Below are 15623 nucleotides of genomic sequence, written 5' to 3'. Positions count from 1 at the left end.
AATGGGTAAAAGGTGGTTCCTTTCACCACCTTATTTTATCTATTAACAATATTCTTGTTCTAAATAATTGATAATGTCAGATGATTCATACATCCATTGCACTTCACCTGAATCTTTTTCTATTCGTAAACAAGGGACTTTTAACAAACCGCCACCGTTTAGTAATTCTTTTCGACTCTGCTCATTACGTTTTGCGTTATGAGTAGCAATTTTTAACGAATTACGTTTCATACTACGGCGTACTTTTACACAAAAAGGACACGCTTTGTATTGATACAGGGCTAATTTCTGTGTTTTATTGTCTATTTCAGTTTGAACCTTAGGCTCTCGTTTTACACCTTTAGGTGTAGTTATCCAATCTAAAAATAAAATCAATGCGCCTAGTATCACTCTTATAATTTTCATTAAACTCTCTGTCTTTTACTAATTAAATCATCAAAATAGACTGATTAAGAAAGCTGCATTATACCTGCGTTTTAACAGTTTAAAACACTTAACTGACGATTCTGTGAATGATCACCAGAACTGTCGCTTTGATAAAAAGAAGTCGATAAAGGCTCTAATTTTTACCTGTTCAATTTTAGCGTGTTGGTAATAGATATATATCTCTGCCGACGATAACCAATGTTCTTCTAAAACAGGGATTAACTGCTTATTTGCTAGGTAATCTTTAATGTCATGGTTATCGACCAAAGCATTAATTAACCCCAATCCCTGCGCTGCAAAATTAGATTGGTTACTCACGGTTAATATTGGCGCGTCCACTTCAACCACATCCATTCCTGTGGGGTCTGATTTGGATTTTATAACCAATATATTATTAGGGTTAGAGTGTGGGTGGCCAATAATTTTATGCCCTCTTAACTCATCAATATTTTTAGGCGTGCCATGATTTTTTAAGTAGTCAGGGGAGGCAAAAATCCCCAACTGAGCTTGCCATAAAGAACGACGTTTAAGTGACGGGGACTGAATGCCTAAATACTCACCTATTCCCCAATAAATATCATGGTGGTGTTGGTTGAGATCCAAAGGCGATTCATTTACTTCAAACACCAATTTTATATCTGGATATAACCGCTGAAACTCACCAACCCAAGGAAAGATAGTTTCTTCATAAGTTTGTACATCTTGCGCCACCACTTTTATCGTGCCTTCTAAATAGCCTTTTCTGGAGTCTAACCAAATATCTAGCGCATCATGTTGCGCTAATATTTCTTTAGCACGCAATAAGAAGTTTTCGCCAAATTCGGTCAATTTAATGATACGGGTGGTTCGAATAAATAACGGCTCTTGTAAGCGAGATTCTAATTGTGAGATCTGTTTACTTATCGCCATGGTACTTTGTTGTTGTTCTTTGGCTGCAAGTGTAAAACTCTTGTATTTAGCAACCAATACAAAAGCGATTAACGATTCGGTTTTAAACACAATGGCATCTTTAAACTTTAAGTTTATTATTAATAAAATTATATACTATATTTTTATTAATGTATTAACACTATGATGTTCACACCTTAACTATTACAAGCAGATCATAATGAAATATTTAGAATACATCTTAATGTCCTATTTTATCCTGTATCCCTTATACATTTTGTTCAGCCATAAAGCCGAGAAACAAAGAGTAGTCAATCAACAAGAGTCGAGAGTCAGTGTGTATTGCAAAACCATGTTATACCTATGGGTTCCATTGGCCATATTGATGGTTTTAGTGGTAAACACTGAATTAACACTGCATGACTTAGGTTTTAGATGGCAATGGAATATGACTAATAACTTAGGGTTATTATGTTTAGTTTCATTAGGTGGTTACTTTTTAGCGTCATTAAAGTCGTTGCAAAACAATCCTGATGAACACGCTAAGATTAAGCCACAATATGAGTTTATTCGTTGGTTTTTGCCCGAGACAAAAACAGAATCCAACTACTTTATATTCGGTTTAGCCGTCACGGCGGGCATTTGTGAGGAGTTGTTATTTAGAGGGTACATCATCCATATGTTAGATAAAGATTTACCTACCTACGCTGCCGTCATTCTTTCCTGTGTATTATTTGGATTAGGACATATTTATCAAGGCGTGGTGCATGTAGTTAGAACCGCAGTGCTAGGTTTAGTTATGGCGATTATCTATCTGGTGACGGATTCGATTATCATCCCAATCGTGCTACATATCATGATTGATATGTATGGTGGTGCTGTCGCATTTATTATTTTTTCTGATAACAAAACTAACGAACTGAGCACAAACTAACACGACCAAATGTTTGACTCATAATCTGTGCTAATGCTTCTGGTTTTTCTAATGGCAACATATGCCCGTTGCCATTAGAAACAACCAAACGGCAATGCGTGTTGCTATCTGCTAACTGTTGTAACCAAGCTAGATTAATTAACGGGTCTTGCTCACTATAATAAAACGTTATTTTATTTTTTAACTGGGATAACGGCTCTAGAAGATCGTCCCTTTCAGTTGTATACGTCATTTGACTTACCAACTCATCAACACCTAACTCTGCATCCATCTGTTGAATGGTGTTTATATGTTCCAACTCGTCATTATTAGAGTCTAACAATTGTGATGCTCGTTGATGACTGACACCTTTGTACTTATTGGTTGACACAAAATTGAGCAGTTGTTGACGTTGAGTTACTTCTTGATTGCTTAAACGGCATGGACTATTACCGACCACCAGAAGCTGTTTAATTCTGTGCGGATACTTAACGGCAAAATAAGACGCTATATAACCTCCAAGTGAAAAACCTAACAAGCACACCTTATCTTCAATTAAGTATGAATTTAACCACTGGGCTATCTGCTTAATGTCTTTATTGGCCGGTATTGGAATATGAATAAACTCAAAATTCGCTTCAGCACAAGCAATGAGCTTGTGCCAAAGTCTTTTATTACACATAGTACCAGGTAGTAGATATACCTTAGTTTTCATTTCGTTTCTTAAACCGGCTGCTTCATTCAGCCGATTAACCGTGTGTTATAAGTGATTAACTTAATTGGCGAATTAACTCGTTTGGCGTCATTTTTAATAATGTTCGAGTACTTAACGTGCCTACCAACGCAACAAATACGGCACCTGATATTGGGCCAATTAGCCAAAGTTCAGGATGCGGTACCCAGCCCATATTAAACATAAGTGATTGCAATAAATATAAACTGACTTCAGCCACTAATGCAGCAATAATACCGGCGATCGCCCCTAAACTCAGGAACTCAAAAGTAATGGCATTTTGGATCATTGACCCTTTAGCGCCTAAGGTTCGATATATAACGGTTTCTTTACGGCGTTCATCCAGCGAACTTTGTACTTGTGCTAATAACACTAATGTGGCGGCCATCACAACAACAAGCAATACAAAGCTGATTGAAACTGAGACTTGCTCGATAACTTGTTGAATCTCATTGATCATTGCCTCTACATCAATAATGCTCAAAGTTGGGAACTGTTTAACTAACTTATTCACCCATAACTTATCTTCTTTGTCTAAGTAGAAAGCCGATATATAGGTCGCAGGAAAATCGGCCACCACGTCATTACTAAAGATCATAAAGAAGTTAGGTTGAAAACTGTTCCAATTCACATCACGGATACTGGTAACATTAACTTCCACTTCTCTTGCGCCAATCAAGAAACCTAACTTATCACCGAGTTTAATTTCCATGCGCTCAGCAACACCTTTCTCTACCGATACCTGGTTTAACACACCTTCTGTCATCCAGTCGCCTTCTAACAAGGTATTGTTTTCAGGGAATAACTCAGTAAAGGTTAAATTGAGCTCTCGTCCAATGCCCTTTCGTCCCTCTGATTCAGAACCTTCTTCTTCATCACGGGCACCGTTTTCGGCTTTTGTTTGTGCATTGTTGGCTTTCTCTTCTCCATCTGTCAGCTTAGCACCTGTCTTATCTTTATCTCTGTCGTTTTGTAGCAATACTTCATCGTTGATGGTCGTGAGACGACCACGAATAATAGGATAAAACTGCTCTAGCACTATGTCCTTCTGCTCAAACTCTTGTTTGACTTGTTCCAGTTCGTGTTGTGCAATATTTATAACAAAGTGGTTTGGCGTACCTTCTGGTAATTGTTGCTGCCATTCTTTAATGATTGAGTTTTCCAATGAATACAAAATAAGAATTAACATAATGGCCAAGGTAAAGCCGATTAACTGCGAAGTGTTTTCACTGGCTCGTCTTTTTAACGACGCTAATGCAATTTTTATCGCACTACCACCAACACTTGAACCAACCTTACGACTGAGTCTGATCATTATGTTAGAAACCACCAGTATAACCGCAACCAGTACTGCCCCTGCCCCCATAACAATAGCGGTTAACTTCAAATTTTGGCTGTAAATCAACACCAACAAAATAGTCGTGATCGCCATGATAATTTTAGCCATGATAGAAGTTGCAAAATTATCACCTAAATTTCTACGAAGCACTCTAAGTGGCGGTACTGAAAATAACTTTAACAAAGAAGGAATGGAGAACATTAACGCACAAACTACGCCTGTAGCGATGGCAATTAATAGTGGTTTAAAGCCAACTGGCGGTAAGTCTTTCGGTAATTGACCCGCCATTGCCTCTACAGCAACACCTTGAATTAAAGAGCCGATAATGATGCCAACTAAAACACTGAATATAGTGATCAACACCAATTGAAATAGATAAACCACGCGAACCTGCTGTACGCTTGCCCCTAAGGTTTTAAAGATAGCAATAGAATCAAAATGTCTTTGGCTATAAAGTCGTGTGGCAACCGCAACCGCCGTTGCCGCCAATAATAAGCCCAATACTCCGGCTAACATCAAAAAGCTTTCCGCACGTTGTAACGCATTAGACATGGCGGTTTCACCATCTTTAACATCTCTAATTTCTTGATTTGGTTTTAATTGCGGTTCTAACCACAGTACAAGTTCATCAAGTTGACCAGCTTCACCTGCAAACAAGTCACGATAAAATATTCGGCTGCCAGGTTGGATCACATTGGTAGCTGGTACGTCGCCAATATTCATGATCAATCGAGTGCCCGAGTCGAATACTTGGAAAGGTGCATCCGGTTCAGATTCAATTATACCGGTAACATTTAACGCAAGTTCACCCACTTCAACAACAGGTGGTGTGTCTGACGACAACATAGCATCATCTAAAGATAGGGCATAAAACAATCGTTTACTTAACCAAGCTTCCCCTTGTTTAGGTCCGTTTTTAGTGACACTTTGGTTAGTCACTAAGTCTTGCGATATTAATAATTCCCCTCGTAATGGGTAAGTTTCTGTCACCGCTTTAACAACGGCAATATTCATTTCGTCTCCGGCAAATGCCATGGACGAAAAATAAATGTGTTTGTCAGTTTGTAGCCCTAATTCATTGGCTTTTTCTATAACGATATTATCAATAGGATGTGAACTTTGCAGATCTCTGTCGGCGGCAATAAAGGCAGCACTTTTACTCATGATGGCTTGTTCAACCCGATCCGTCACACTGCTTAATGCCATAACGGACGACACGGCAAGAATGATAGACAGAGCAATGATGGTTAACTCACCTCGGCCTAACTCTCTAACAAATAAACGCCACGCTATTTTTAACCAAGTAAAAAAGGCACCGGATGAGTCTGTTGTATTAATTTGTTTGGCTAATTGTGAATTAGAATGCATTGGAAATCGCCTCAGCAACTTGAACATCTAATGATTTATCTGTGTTATTAGTGGTTGAACTGTCACCACCTTGATTACTGACCGCTGGTTTTTCCACTAAATGACCGTTGGTTAGTAACACTCTGCGTTGACATCGCTTAGCTAGTTCTAAGTCATGTGTGACTAATACCAATGTTGTATTCGCTTTTTCATTTAACTCAAACAATAGATCTTCAACTAACTTACCGTTTTCTGTGTCTAAGTTTGCTGATGGTTCATCAGCAAATAACAGTTTAGGGTTAGTGATAAAGGCACGAGCAATAGCAACTCGTTGTTGTTCGCCACCTGACAATTGATTTGGAAAATGATCTAAACGGTGTGACAAACCAACTTTATCTAACCATTGCTCAGCTTTAACTTTTGCGTTATTTCTAAGTTCCGGATCATCTGACAATTCAGCCGGCAACATCACATTTTCTAACGCCGTTAAGCTTGGCACTAATAAAAACTGCTGAAAAATAAAACCGACTTCCGTACGTCTAATTTGCGCTCTTTGTTCTTCATTTAAGGTATTAATTTGTTTTTCATAAAAATGGACTTCACCAGTAGTAGGTAAGTCTAAACCAGCTAATATACCTAATAAAGTGGATTTACCTGATCCCGACGCACCGACAATTGCAATTGACTCGCCGTCTTGAATAGTTAACTCTATGTCGTTTAAAATGCTTAATTGCTTTTCATCACTGGATGAAGATGGGGCCGATGGCAAGGAAACTTGTTTTGATACATTGGTGGCAACTAAAGCGGATATTCGACTTTGACTCATAACTAGGCTCTCTAAATTTATGTATACAGTTCTTAACAATAATTGGTTTGACCCAACAAATGTAATAAGTTCATTAAGTGGTTCTTCTGATTACAAAAATACTCGAATTAAAACTTTTATAAAGGCTTTAATTGTTACATTTTTAATATTTACTTGTTTCAGTACGTTAGCTAAACCAACAAAGATCATGATCTATGGCGATAGCATTAGCGCAGGTTATGGCATGACCTTGCCTGAAAGTTGGCCTAACTTACTAAATGAAACCTTTAAATCCGAGCAAAAATCCATAACCATCATTAACGAAAGCATTAGTGGCGAAACCACAGGTGGTGGTTTAGCTCGTATAGAAAACGTATTAAAACGTCATCAACTTACGTCTAACGATTGGATTATTATTGAACTTGGTGGCAACGATGGTTTAAGAGGTTTTCCTATTAAGACCATCAAACAAAACTTGTCAGGAATGATAGAAGCGGCACAGTACAAAGGGATCAACGTGGCATTAATGCAAATTAAAATCCCGCCTAATTATGGGTTCCGATACACTCAGTTATTTGAAAGTAATTACCAACAATTATCAGAGCAGTTTAAGTTACCCTTAATGCCGTTTTTCATGGAACAAATAGCGTCAAAACCTCAATACATGCAACGTGATAATCTTCACCCTAACATTGATGCACAAGTCATAATTAGAGACATCATGCGTCCAGAAATTGAAAAGCTATTAGAAAATAAGTAATCATTTCCCTGTTGCTATTGGGAGTTGTTCATCGGCTCCCCATTCACTCCAAGAGCCGTCATATACTCTCAAGTTTTTATATCCCAAATTATAAAATACGAACAGAGGTATACAAGCCGTCACACCCGAACCACAACTAAATACCAATTGCTGATCAGGATTAATACCCAAAGACTGTATTGTTTGAGCCAACGTTTCTGGTGAACAGAATTGATTGCCATTTAATAAACGAGTAAAAGGCAGATTAATTGAATTGGGGATATGCCCAGAACGCATTCCCGCTCTTGGCTCTGTATCAGCCCCGGTAAAACGACCTTCTGAGCGTGCATCAATGATCTTAACCTGTCTATTATCAATGTTATCTAATATAAAATTTGCATCACAAAATGCCTTTGGTACCAGTTCACCACAAAAGTTACCGTGACCATTTGGCGTTGCATACCAATGCTCAGTGGCAAAGCCCGCGGCTATCCAAGCAGGTGATCCCCCATCGAGGATTTTGACATTTTTATGACCCATCACATGAAACATATACCAAGCACGTGCTGAAGAAAATATGCCTTTATTGTCATAAACAACAACCGTTGAATCGTTATTGATCCCCAATAATTGAGCTTGATAATTAAAGTCGGCTTGTAGTGGCATCATATTCGGTAATGCGCTGTATTTATCTACAAATACATTTTCAAAGTCAAATGCTAGTGCGCCAGGGATTACGCTTTTTGATGTGGAAACATCCTTATGAATAGAATGATGCATGCTGGCATCTAGTACAATAATGTCTTTGTCCTGTTTATGAGTATTTAACCAATCTACAGTGACTAGGTTTGATAATAAGGTCATTTGCTTTTGTCTATAACCGCTGGGAATAGTTTGGATTTTAACTCTTTTGACATGGATTTATTCACAGCCAAATAAGCCACAGATTCTAAGTCATCTAAAGGAAAGTATTTAGCAAAAAGATTCAGCTCAATCTTTTCTCCATTAATGGTTGGCACATAGGTAATGTCTTCAACTATAAAATCGACTTTGCCATTTTTAACTAAACGCCATGAGTCCACGATGGAGTTAGTTAAAATAATATTCTTATTTTCAATAAAGCCTTTTTCTAACAAATAATCATGGGAAAAGTCATTACGCTGCACCGCAATCGTAAATGATTTGGCTTGTTCTAAGTTACGAATATTTAAGTCTGCTCTATGTCCAAGGCCGACCAAATAAGGTTTAAACTCATAAACAGGAATTAACCAATCAAATATCTTCTCGCGTTTGGGTGTTTTTGCAATCCCGTAAATCATCATATCGGTTTTACTAGATGCTAATTTATACGCCCGTGCCCAAGGGTACATTTGAATGTCATAGTTAATGTTTTTGCTATCTAAATACTGTTTCACTTTTTCAGTGGCGAATCCACCAATATGATTATCATTGATAGTTTGATATGGAGGCGATAACTCGGTAACAACGATGATTTTATCCGATGCATTACCGTTAAATGAGATAGAAAAAGAGAGTCCTATTAGGATCAATATTATTATTTTTATTTTTTTCATATTGCTAACAACGAGCTCCTTTTACATTGACCTAAGTTTATATCAAACAATTAGGTCAATTAACAATCTAAACCCCTAAATTTTAAAAGTATATTTCTAACCAAGAACCTAGACGCATATATCATTTACCTATGATCAACGGATGACAAGCTGTCTAAGTTATATAAAATTTTAACAGTTACTATATAATCCCCCAAAATTGTAAAAATGAACGTTAACCAAGGGTTAATGTTTATCAAAAAGATTAATTAAGTCCATAGTTTACCCTTATTTGTTAAAGCGCTTATTTACATCAACTGTGACATACTCAAATTTCTAAACAGAGAAAATTAAATGACCCGAATAGTACAAGTTAGTTTACCAATTTTATTGTGTGGCGTATCAAGCTTTTCAATTGCATCTGATGATGCCAATGCCGTTAATCTTCAAAAAACTAAACAATCAGACTCCATAAACAGCATTGAAAAAATTACCGTTGAATCTTCAGCAACCGCCAATAAAAAACCAGTAGGCACCTTTGATGCTCCGGTATCAAATTTAGAATATGATCCACGGGTTGATTTACAGTCGCGCAACATGGCTGAAGCACAGGCCGATGTCACTATCCGTGGTGGTATTTTCGAAAACACCGGATTTAGGGTGGGCAGTGCTACCTTATTTGATCCACAGACGGGCCATTATTTTTCAGAAATACCTATTGCTCCCCAAATGTTAAGCGGCCCCAATATCCTTACTGGTGCCGATAACGCTTTATTTGGCATGAACAGCTCTGTGGGAACGGTTGACTTTGGTTGGAAACCTATTTACACAGCAGGCAGTGTATCGATTGGCTTAGGTAATAACGGTTTTAACTTACAAAGTGTACATGCAGCATACAGTAAACCACTTGACGGTGTTAATGACTGGACGCTGGGTTTTGAAGGTGAGATATCCCAATCACAAAGTGACGGTACAATAGAAAATGGCGATCACGACTTTGAGCGTATTTCAGGCCGTGTGCAATTATCCAATTCAAACTCACAGACCGATATATTCTTTGGCTCTCAAGATAAGTTTTTTGGCTGGCCTAACATGTATACGCCATTTCATGTCAATGAAACTGAAGACTTAAGTGCTCAGTTGTTTATGCTTAATCATAAACAAACCTATTCTTTAACTGAAGGTGGAACTGAAAGCGCATTTGAAGTTACGGCATACACTCGTAACCATAAAGATCATTATGTATTTTCTCGCGAAGCCCCTGAGGCTTTTCAGGCGTTCCATGAAACCGACGTTACATCAATCGCTTTGTCAGGCCGTCATGCACAAAGTAATCTATTGGCATGGAATTACTCAGCCCAGTATATAGAAGACTCTATTGAGTCAACGACTCTTGAAAACAGCTTCACTTCACGTAAGTACTACAAGATAAGTGTACTGCCGGAATATAATATGCCATTAGCCGAAAACGAAACGTTAACCTTACGTCTTGGTGCTGCTTTTGATGATACCAACCGTGATGACTCCGACGTATCTGTAATTAGTGATGTTACTTGGAATAAACTCGAAAGTGACGGCACATCTAAAACCCTTTATTTCTCGTACGCCGAAGCAAGCCAAGTGGCAGGTTACACCGCCATTGGTGGTAGCGAAACAGGCGGGTTATTTAGAAGCAATCGTCAACTTAAACGTGAAAGTACCAAGAACACAGAGTTAGGTTTTGCATTAGAGCAAGATTATTGGACTGTAGATGCGGCAATATTTTATCGTCAAGATAATGGCTTAACCGACTGGACTTACAATTATAATTCGACCACGGCTCGTTCAGCAAACCCTGTTGATATAGATAGTGTTGGTTTAGAGTTATTGACCACTCATCAACTGGACGGTGCTAAAGTCATTACTAGTTACACCTTTTTGAAAAAATCAGAAGACTATTATCAAGCCCTTGGGGGTGACAACATAGACGCGAGTTTTTACGCATTAAATTATCCAGATCACCGTGTAACATTAGGTGCTATTTGGACCCCTATGGATATGCTTGAAGTTCGTGTTGATAATGAATGGCGTCAACAACAAGAAAACGCATTACGTAACGGTGATGACGATGCATTTTTCACTCACCTAACGTTTACATACACCCCAACTCAGATTGATGGTTTAAGCATTACGCTTGCTGCGGATAACCTTTGGGATGAATCGTTTGAAGAAGTTCCTGGAACACCTGGACGCGGCCAACAGTACACAATAAGTGCGACCTATAACTGGTAACACTTTATTATTAACTCGTTATCAGTAAGATACTGATTAATTAGCTTTTAACCAATAGCTCTGAAAGGCTCATTAAAGAATTAAATCTCTTTTAACTTTCAGAAAAAGGACTAAGTATGATCACAGTACATCATTTAAATAATTCACGTTCTCAACGTATTTTATGGTTATTAGAAGAGCTAGGGCTTGAGTATGAAATAAAAGAATACCAACGAGACCCTAAAACTTCAGCCGCTCCGGAGTCACTAAAAGCGATTCATCCATTAGGTAAGTCACCCGTCATCACTGACGGCGACTTAACCATTGCAGAATCAGGGGCGATCATTGAATATCTGTTAGACAGTTACGACTCAGAAAATCGTTTACGTCCAACAACTGGGCAAGCGTTATTAGACTACCGCTACTGGTTACATTTTGCAGAAGGTTCATTAATGCCATTATTAGTGATGAAGCTAGTTATGATGAAAATGCCAAAAAATCCAATGCCATTTTTTGTAAAACCAATTGCCAAAACGTTAAGCCAGAAAATACAGGATATGTTCATCACCCCTCGCCTAACACCACAAATAGAACTGATTGAACAGACACTGGCCAATAACACTTGGTTAACAGGCGATGAGTTATCCGGCGCCGATATCCAAATGAGCTTTCCAATCCAAGCGTCAAGCAACCGTATGGATTTAACCGCTTTTCCCAATATAGCTCGTTATCTCAAGCAAATAGAAGCTATTCCAGCCTATCAAAAAGCAGTAGAACGCGGTGGCGTTTTTACCACGTTGTAAGAGCAGTTGTAAGGGGTGAGGGCTAGAAGCTGTATGTTGTAAGCTGTAAAGCCAGAAGCCAGAAGCCAGAAGCCAGAAGCCAGAAGCCAGAAGCAAAAATATAAAAACAATGCGAACTATCAAGTTCGCTTTTTTTATTTGGTATAAATGTGTGGTTTGGCATTAGAAATAGCTAAGTTAGATTAGGTTTGTTATTATCGCTAAAAATTTAAAATCGTTATTTTTCAGTTAAATGGACGATTATCTCAGTAAAAAAACTCAAGGACGACACAATGCTCCGCTTGCTTTTTATATTCATTTGTAACCTCACTTTAATATCCTGTATGCAGGAAGATAACAGTAAGCCAGAACCTGAACCAGAGCCGTTATCAATCTCTTTTTCGATTACGCCTTCGGTGTATGAAGGTGAAGAAGTCACTATACAAATCACGTCTAATAAACCGCTGAACAACCTTCAAATCTATTGGGAAGGACTGTATTTAAATTCTGAAAGCATAGATATGCAAACTGGTCTAGCAACGTTTACAGCTCAAAACGTGTATGAAGATACTGATTATTCAGTCACTCTTTATGCTCATTATCAAGAAGAAGAGTTTAAAGCAACTGGGAGTTATACCGTTAAAAATCAGATTTTGGTGACTAAGGAACCACGCTTATATAACACAGCAGTTCAGTCAATCGAAGAACACCTTTTACGTTTGGGTTATATTGCAGAATATTACCTAGATTCAAAACAACCTATAACCTCGTTCGAACAAACTACTTGTGAAAATGGCGGCGTGTATTCTCTAACTTATACAGACTCGGATAATAACAGTGAGTTGTCACAAGGCGACACTATAGTCTTAGACTATTTGGATTGTTTTGTTCAGGCTTATAATGACATTTTACAAGGAGAAATTACTTTCACTATTATCGAGAAAGCAGACTTTACTACACAAGTAGAAGTTGCTTATCAACAAGTTTTAGTGGGTTATGAAAGAAAAGAATACAGTGGCATTTTATCAGCGACAAAATACAGCAAAGATAAAGACCATAAACTGTCCGTAAAACTAGTCGATAGTCTATCAGTTTCTTATGACGATATTGAGCTCGACGCCTCTAACTATCAAGTATCTAAAGATTGGTCATTAAATAGCGCAACGTTTGAAATTACAACGTCTGGCTCTGTCGTGTTAAATCAACAGTGGAATTTCACTGTTGAAACAGTTTCTCCTTGGTTCGGCTATCTAGGTGAGGTACCGCATCAAGGACAAGTTAAGATTGCAGGGGCGTTTGGTGAGGAAATCTCACTAAATGCAAACTTTGTGATTAATTCACAATATATTTCTGTGTTAGGGGCTGAACGTGAATTTGATTTATCTTGGCGAGGAGACACAGCCTCATCATTTTATTCGTTTGCTCCTTTATACTCTTTATGGCCCAAAGAGTTTAACGCTAATAATTTTGACATGGTTGCTGTTCTAAACGATATAAACAAAATTGGCACCTTAGAACCAATTAATGTGCTTTTTTCGAGGCCAATTGCAGAATTAACCGAGTATGAACTTTCTGCTTATGGCTGGTTAAATTTTGGCACCACCTACGTCAACTTTAATAAAACGTTTGACGGGTCTGTATTGACATTAATACCAGAAAGTCCACTAGTGGCTGGTGTTGAGTACAATTTTAATTCTGGACTCAATGCCGTTCTAAATGAAAAAAATGTTGAAGGTAATTTGAATTATTTTGGTGGTATAACTGTTGACGATACAATTGTGCCTGTGATTACAGCAGATAAGGGTTACTTTAATTCAACGATGACACCAAAGTTAGATGCCAACTCTACCGAGTTAAATGAAGGAGAAGTATTAAATTACCTCTGGTTAGATGTAAACGAACTTGGAGTAACTTTTACCAATCCCACAGGTGTAACAACTGAAGTTGAAGTACCTGATGAGGTTGAAGATGATTTGTTAATTCATTTGCAAGTAACTAACGAATTAGGAAATACGGCAACTTCAGAGTTGAAAATTTTTGCACAACCACCCAATGGCACTTTTGTATATATAAAAGGCGTTGAAGGCGATTATATTTCTCAAGGTTATGACCGAATGTTAAATCCTGTTGTAAACGAATTCAGCTTTAGTTCAAACCATGATCAAACTAAAGTCATTGAACTTAACACAGATAATAATCCATATTGGTCATTTCAGTTTGCAGCACCAGAAGGGACAACATTATCAATAGGTGAATATACGTCAGCGACTCGTTATCCATTTAACGATAGCGCCGAATCTGGTATAGATATATCTGGTGAACATAGAGGGTGTAATCAAAACTATGGTGCTTTTGTTATTCACCAATTAAGCTACTCAGAATCTGGAGAAATCGACAAATTAGCCATCGACTTTACACAGCGCTGTGAGTCAAAAGAATCACCTGAGCTTTCTGGCGTGATTAGATACAACTCCAACATACCTATAGAAGATTAATATAAGCTACAAGTCGTAAGATATAAGCCAGAAGCCAGAAATATAAAAACAAAGCGGACTATCAAGTTCGCTTTTTTACTAGGTCTTAAGTGGATGTCACTGTTATTTTGAAATTAAATCAACGACTCTGAACCCCATTGATTACAGAGTTAAGATTGTTTACCTTTGCAACTGGTCAACAAGAGGACAAGGCAATGAGCGTAGGATTTGCAATTATTGGTTCAAACTTTATTACCGATACCTTTATCAAGGGACTACAACAATGCAGCCAAGCAAAATTAGTCGGCATTTATTCTCGCGATCCAGCAAAAGCCCAAGCTAAGTTTACTCAACATTATGGTCAACCAGATGCCGGTATTGCATTTGGCAGCCTTGAAGCGTTATGCGCTTGTTCAGATGTAGACGCAGTCTATATTGCTTCGCCAAACAGCTTACACTTTGCTCAAAGCAAACAATGTCTACTCGCGGGTAAACACGTATTGTTGGAAAAACCCGCCTGCAGTAATCAGGCGCAACTCAGTGAACTCATTGAACTTGCCAACCAGCAAAAGAAATTATTGGCTCAAGGTATTTTGTCCTTTAGCTCGCCTATTTATGATCGCTTCAAAGAATGTGTAAACAAACTTGGTAAAATTGAGCGCTACCACGGCGAATACTGCCAACGTAGCTCTCGCCTAGATTTATTATTAAAGGGCGAGCTGCCTAATACCTTTAATCCCGAATTCTCAAACGGTGCGTTAATGGATTTAGGTATTTATCCAATGGCGCCCATGGTTGCCCTATTTGGATCACCCACGAATCTAAAGGCGCAAGGCAAGCTGCTAAGCACAGGCGTTGATGGCATGGGGGAAATACAATTTGACTACCCAGATATGCTTGCCAGCATCGCCTATTCCAAAATCACCCTAGGGCAAAACATCATTGAGATCCAAGGGGAAAATGGCAGATTAACCGTACACTCAACCTCACTCTTTGAACGACTTGAGCTTGAGTTGATCAATGGTGAAAATATCAGTATTGAGGGAGTGGATAATGTAGGTGCCATGCGCTCGCAAATTGTGGCGTTTTGCCAAGACGTGCAATCAGGAACCTTGCTACCAAGTAAAGTCAGCCATCAAATAAGCCTCGCGATTCAACAACTACTGGATGCCACACGTAAGCAACTTGGCGTGATATATCCACAGGATCTGGAAAATTAATATATTAGTACCGAGGCAAAAATAGCTTTAAGGCATTAAGAAAGAATACAGCGAACCAAGTAGTTCTATTTTTCATTAGGTTTAAAGTGATTGTCTCTTTTATATCAGCTGGAAGCCGTAAGTGGTAAGTAAAAGCAAGATCAAAAAGAACAGT

Annotated in this window: 13 protein-coding genes; 6 read left to right on the top strand and 7 right to left on the bottom strand. The window is 38.3% G+C overall.

The genetic code is table 11. The features are described 5' to 3' along the window. Positions 1 to 42: 42 nt before the first annotated feature. Positions 43 to 405, bottom strand: coding sequence for a glutathione S-transferase N-terminal domain-containing protein (locus tag RT723_RS17475; protein ID WP_315948427.1), 363 nt, complete (start codon positions 403 to 405; stop codon positions 43 to 45). A 111-nt stretch (positions 406 to 516) separates the two neighbouring features. Continuing rightward, positions 517 to 1425, bottom strand: coding sequence for a LysR family transcriptional regulator (locus tag RT723_RS17470; protein ID WP_315948425.1), 909 nt, complete (start codon positions 1423 to 1425; stop codon positions 517 to 519). Between the two features lie 109 nt (positions 1426 to 1534). On the opposite strand from RT723_RS17470, the gene RT723_RS17465 reads away from it, so the two are divergent. Next, complete coding sequence (locus RT723_RS17465) at positions 1535 to 2248, top strand: CPBP family intramembrane glutamic endopeptidase (RefSeq protein WP_315948424.1); 714 nt, start codon at positions 1535 to 1537, stop codon at positions 2246 to 2248. Here the strand turns inward: RT723_RS17465 and RT723_RS17460 are convergent. From RT723_RS17460 to RT723_RS17450, 3 genes are read right to left on the bottom strand one after another with little or no spacing between them, the layout of a single operon-like run. Then, positions 2226 to 2942, bottom strand: a complete 717-nt coding sequence (locus RT723_RS17460; RefSeq protein ID WP_315948422.1) for an alpha/beta fold hydrolase — start codon at positions 2940 to 2942, stop codon at positions 2226 to 2228. The two genes, RT723_RS17465 and RT723_RS17460, sit on opposite strands and share 23 nt — an antisense overlap. Positions 2943 to 2997: 55 nt before the next feature. Next, entirely contained in the window at positions 2998 to 5667 is a 2670-nt protein-coding gene (locus RT723_RS17455; RefSeq protein ID WP_315948421.1) for an ABC transporter permease, read from the bottom strand. Then, entirely contained in the window at positions 5657 to 6472 is an 816-nt protein-coding gene (locus tag RT723_RS17450) for an ABC transporter ATP-binding protein (protein ID WP_315948420.1), read from the bottom strand. The genes RT723_RS17455 and RT723_RS17450 overlap by 11 nt, the downstream gene beginning before the upstream one ends. A 19-nt stretch (positions 6473 to 6491) precedes the next feature. On the opposite strand from RT723_RS17450, the gene RT723_RS17445 reads away from it, so the two are divergent. Further along, positions 6492 to 7211: an arylesterase gene (locus tag RT723_RS17445; RefSeq protein WP_252731682.1), complete on the top strand. Its 720-nt coding sequence runs from the start codon at positions 6492 to 6494 to the stop codon at positions 7209 to 7211. On the opposite strand, the gene RT723_RS17440 is transcribed toward RT723_RS17445, so the two are convergent. Continuing rightward, the gene (locus tag RT723_RS17440) at positions 7212 to 8054 is read right to left on the bottom strand and encodes a sulfurtransferase (protein WP_315948419.1); all 843 of its coding nucleotides are present in this window, start codon (positions 8052 to 8054) and stop codon (positions 7212 to 7214) included. Next, complete coding sequence (locus tag RT723_RS17435; protein WP_315948418.1) at positions 8051 to 8764, bottom strand: substrate-binding periplasmic protein; 714 nt, start codon at positions 8762 to 8764, stop codon at positions 8051 to 8053. Before RT723_RS17435 ends, RT723_RS17440 begins: the two co-directional genes overlap by 4 nt. Positions 8765 to 9097: 333 nt before the next feature. On the opposite strand from RT723_RS17435, the gene RT723_RS17430 reads away from it, so the two are divergent. The 4 genes from RT723_RS17430 to RT723_RS17415 all read left to right on the top strand — a co-directional run bounded on the left by RT723_RS17430 (position 9098) and on the right by RT723_RS17415 (position 15469). After that, positions 9098 to 11014 (top strand): TonB-dependent receptor plug domain-containing protein, encoded by a 1917-nt coding sequence (locus tag RT723_RS17430; protein WP_315948417.1) that lies wholly within the window; start codon positions 9098 to 9100, stop codon positions 11012 to 11014. Between the two features lie 116 nt (positions 11015 to 11130). Next, positions 11131 to 11796 carry a glutathione S-transferase gene (locus RT723_RS17425; RefSeq protein ID WP_315948415.1) on the top strand — a complete coding sequence of 222 codons (666 nt, stop codon included), beginning with the start codon at positions 11131 to 11133 and terminating at the stop codon, positions 11794 to 11796. A 323-nt stretch (positions 11797 to 12119) separates the two neighbouring features. After that, complete coding sequence (locus tag RT723_RS17420; protein WP_315948414.1) at positions 12120 to 14270, top strand: hypothetical protein; 2151 nt, start codon at positions 12120 to 12122, stop codon at positions 14268 to 14270. Between the two features lie 194 nt (positions 14271 to 14464). Then, complete coding sequence (locus RT723_RS17415; protein ID WP_315948412.1) at positions 14465 to 15469, top strand: Gfo/Idh/MocA family protein; 1005 nt, start codon at positions 14465 to 14467, stop codon at positions 15467 to 15469. The last annotated feature ends 154 nt before the right edge of the window (positions 15470 to 15623 follow it).

The organism is Psychrosphaera aquimarina (assembly GCF_032461525.1).
GTDB lineage: Bacteria > Pseudomonadota > Gammaproteobacteria > Enterobacterales > Alteromonadaceae > Psychrosphaera > Psychrosphaera aquimarina.
Note: the sequence above shows the minus strand (reverse complement) of the source record. Positions and strands in the feature narration are given on the sequence as shown.

What these genes read in the sequence shown, in the direction of transcription:
- RT723_RS17415 (WP_315948412.1), top strand. Translation starts at nt 14,465, where the DNA reads ATGAGCGTAGGATTTGCAATTATTGGTTCAAACTTTATTACCGATACC.
- RT723_RS17435 (WP_315948418.1), bottom strand. Translation starts at nt 8,764, where the DNA reads ATGAAAAAAATAAAAATAATAATATTGATCCTAATAGGACTCTCTTTT.
- RT723_RS17465 (WP_315948424.1), top strand. Translation starts at nt 1,535, where the DNA reads ATGAAATATTTAGAATACATCTTAATGTCCTATTTTATCCTGTATCCC.
- RT723_RS17425 (WP_315948415.1), top strand. Translation starts at nt 11,131, where the DNA reads ATGATCACAGTACATCATTTAAATAATTCACGTTCTCAACGTATTTTA.
- RT723_RS17445 (WP_252731682.1), top strand. Translation starts at nt 6,492, where the DNA reads ATGTATACAGTTCTTAACAATAATTGGTTTGACCCAACAAATGTAATA.
- RT723_RS17475 (WP_315948427.1), bottom strand. Translation starts at nt 405, where the DNA reads ATGAAAATTATAAGAGTGATACTAGGCGCATTGATTTTATTTTTAGAT.
- RT723_RS17440 (WP_315948419.1), bottom strand. Translation starts at nt 8,054, where the DNA reads ATGACCTTATTATCAAACCTAGTCACTGTAGATTGGTTAAATACTCAT.
- RT723_RS17430 (WP_315948417.1), top strand. Translation starts at nt 9,098, where the DNA reads ATGACCCGAATAGTACAAGTTAGTTTACCAATTTTATTGTGTGGCGTA.
- RT723_RS17420 (WP_315948414.1), top strand. Translation starts at nt 12,120, where the DNA reads ATGCAGGAAGATAACAGTAAGCCAGAACCTGAACCAGAGCCGTTATCA.
- RT723_RS17455 (WP_315948421.1), bottom strand. Translation starts at nt 5,667, where the DNA reads ATGCATTCTAATTCACAATTAGCCAAACAAATTAATACAACAGACTCA.
- RT723_RS17460 (WP_315948422.1), bottom strand. Translation starts at nt 2,942, where the DNA reads ATGAAAACTAAGGTATATCTACTACCTGGTACTATGTGTAATAAAAGA.
- RT723_RS17450 (WP_315948420.1), bottom strand. Translation starts at nt 6,472, where the DNA reads ATGAGTCAAAGTCGAATATCCGCTTTAGTTGCCACCAATGTATCAAAA.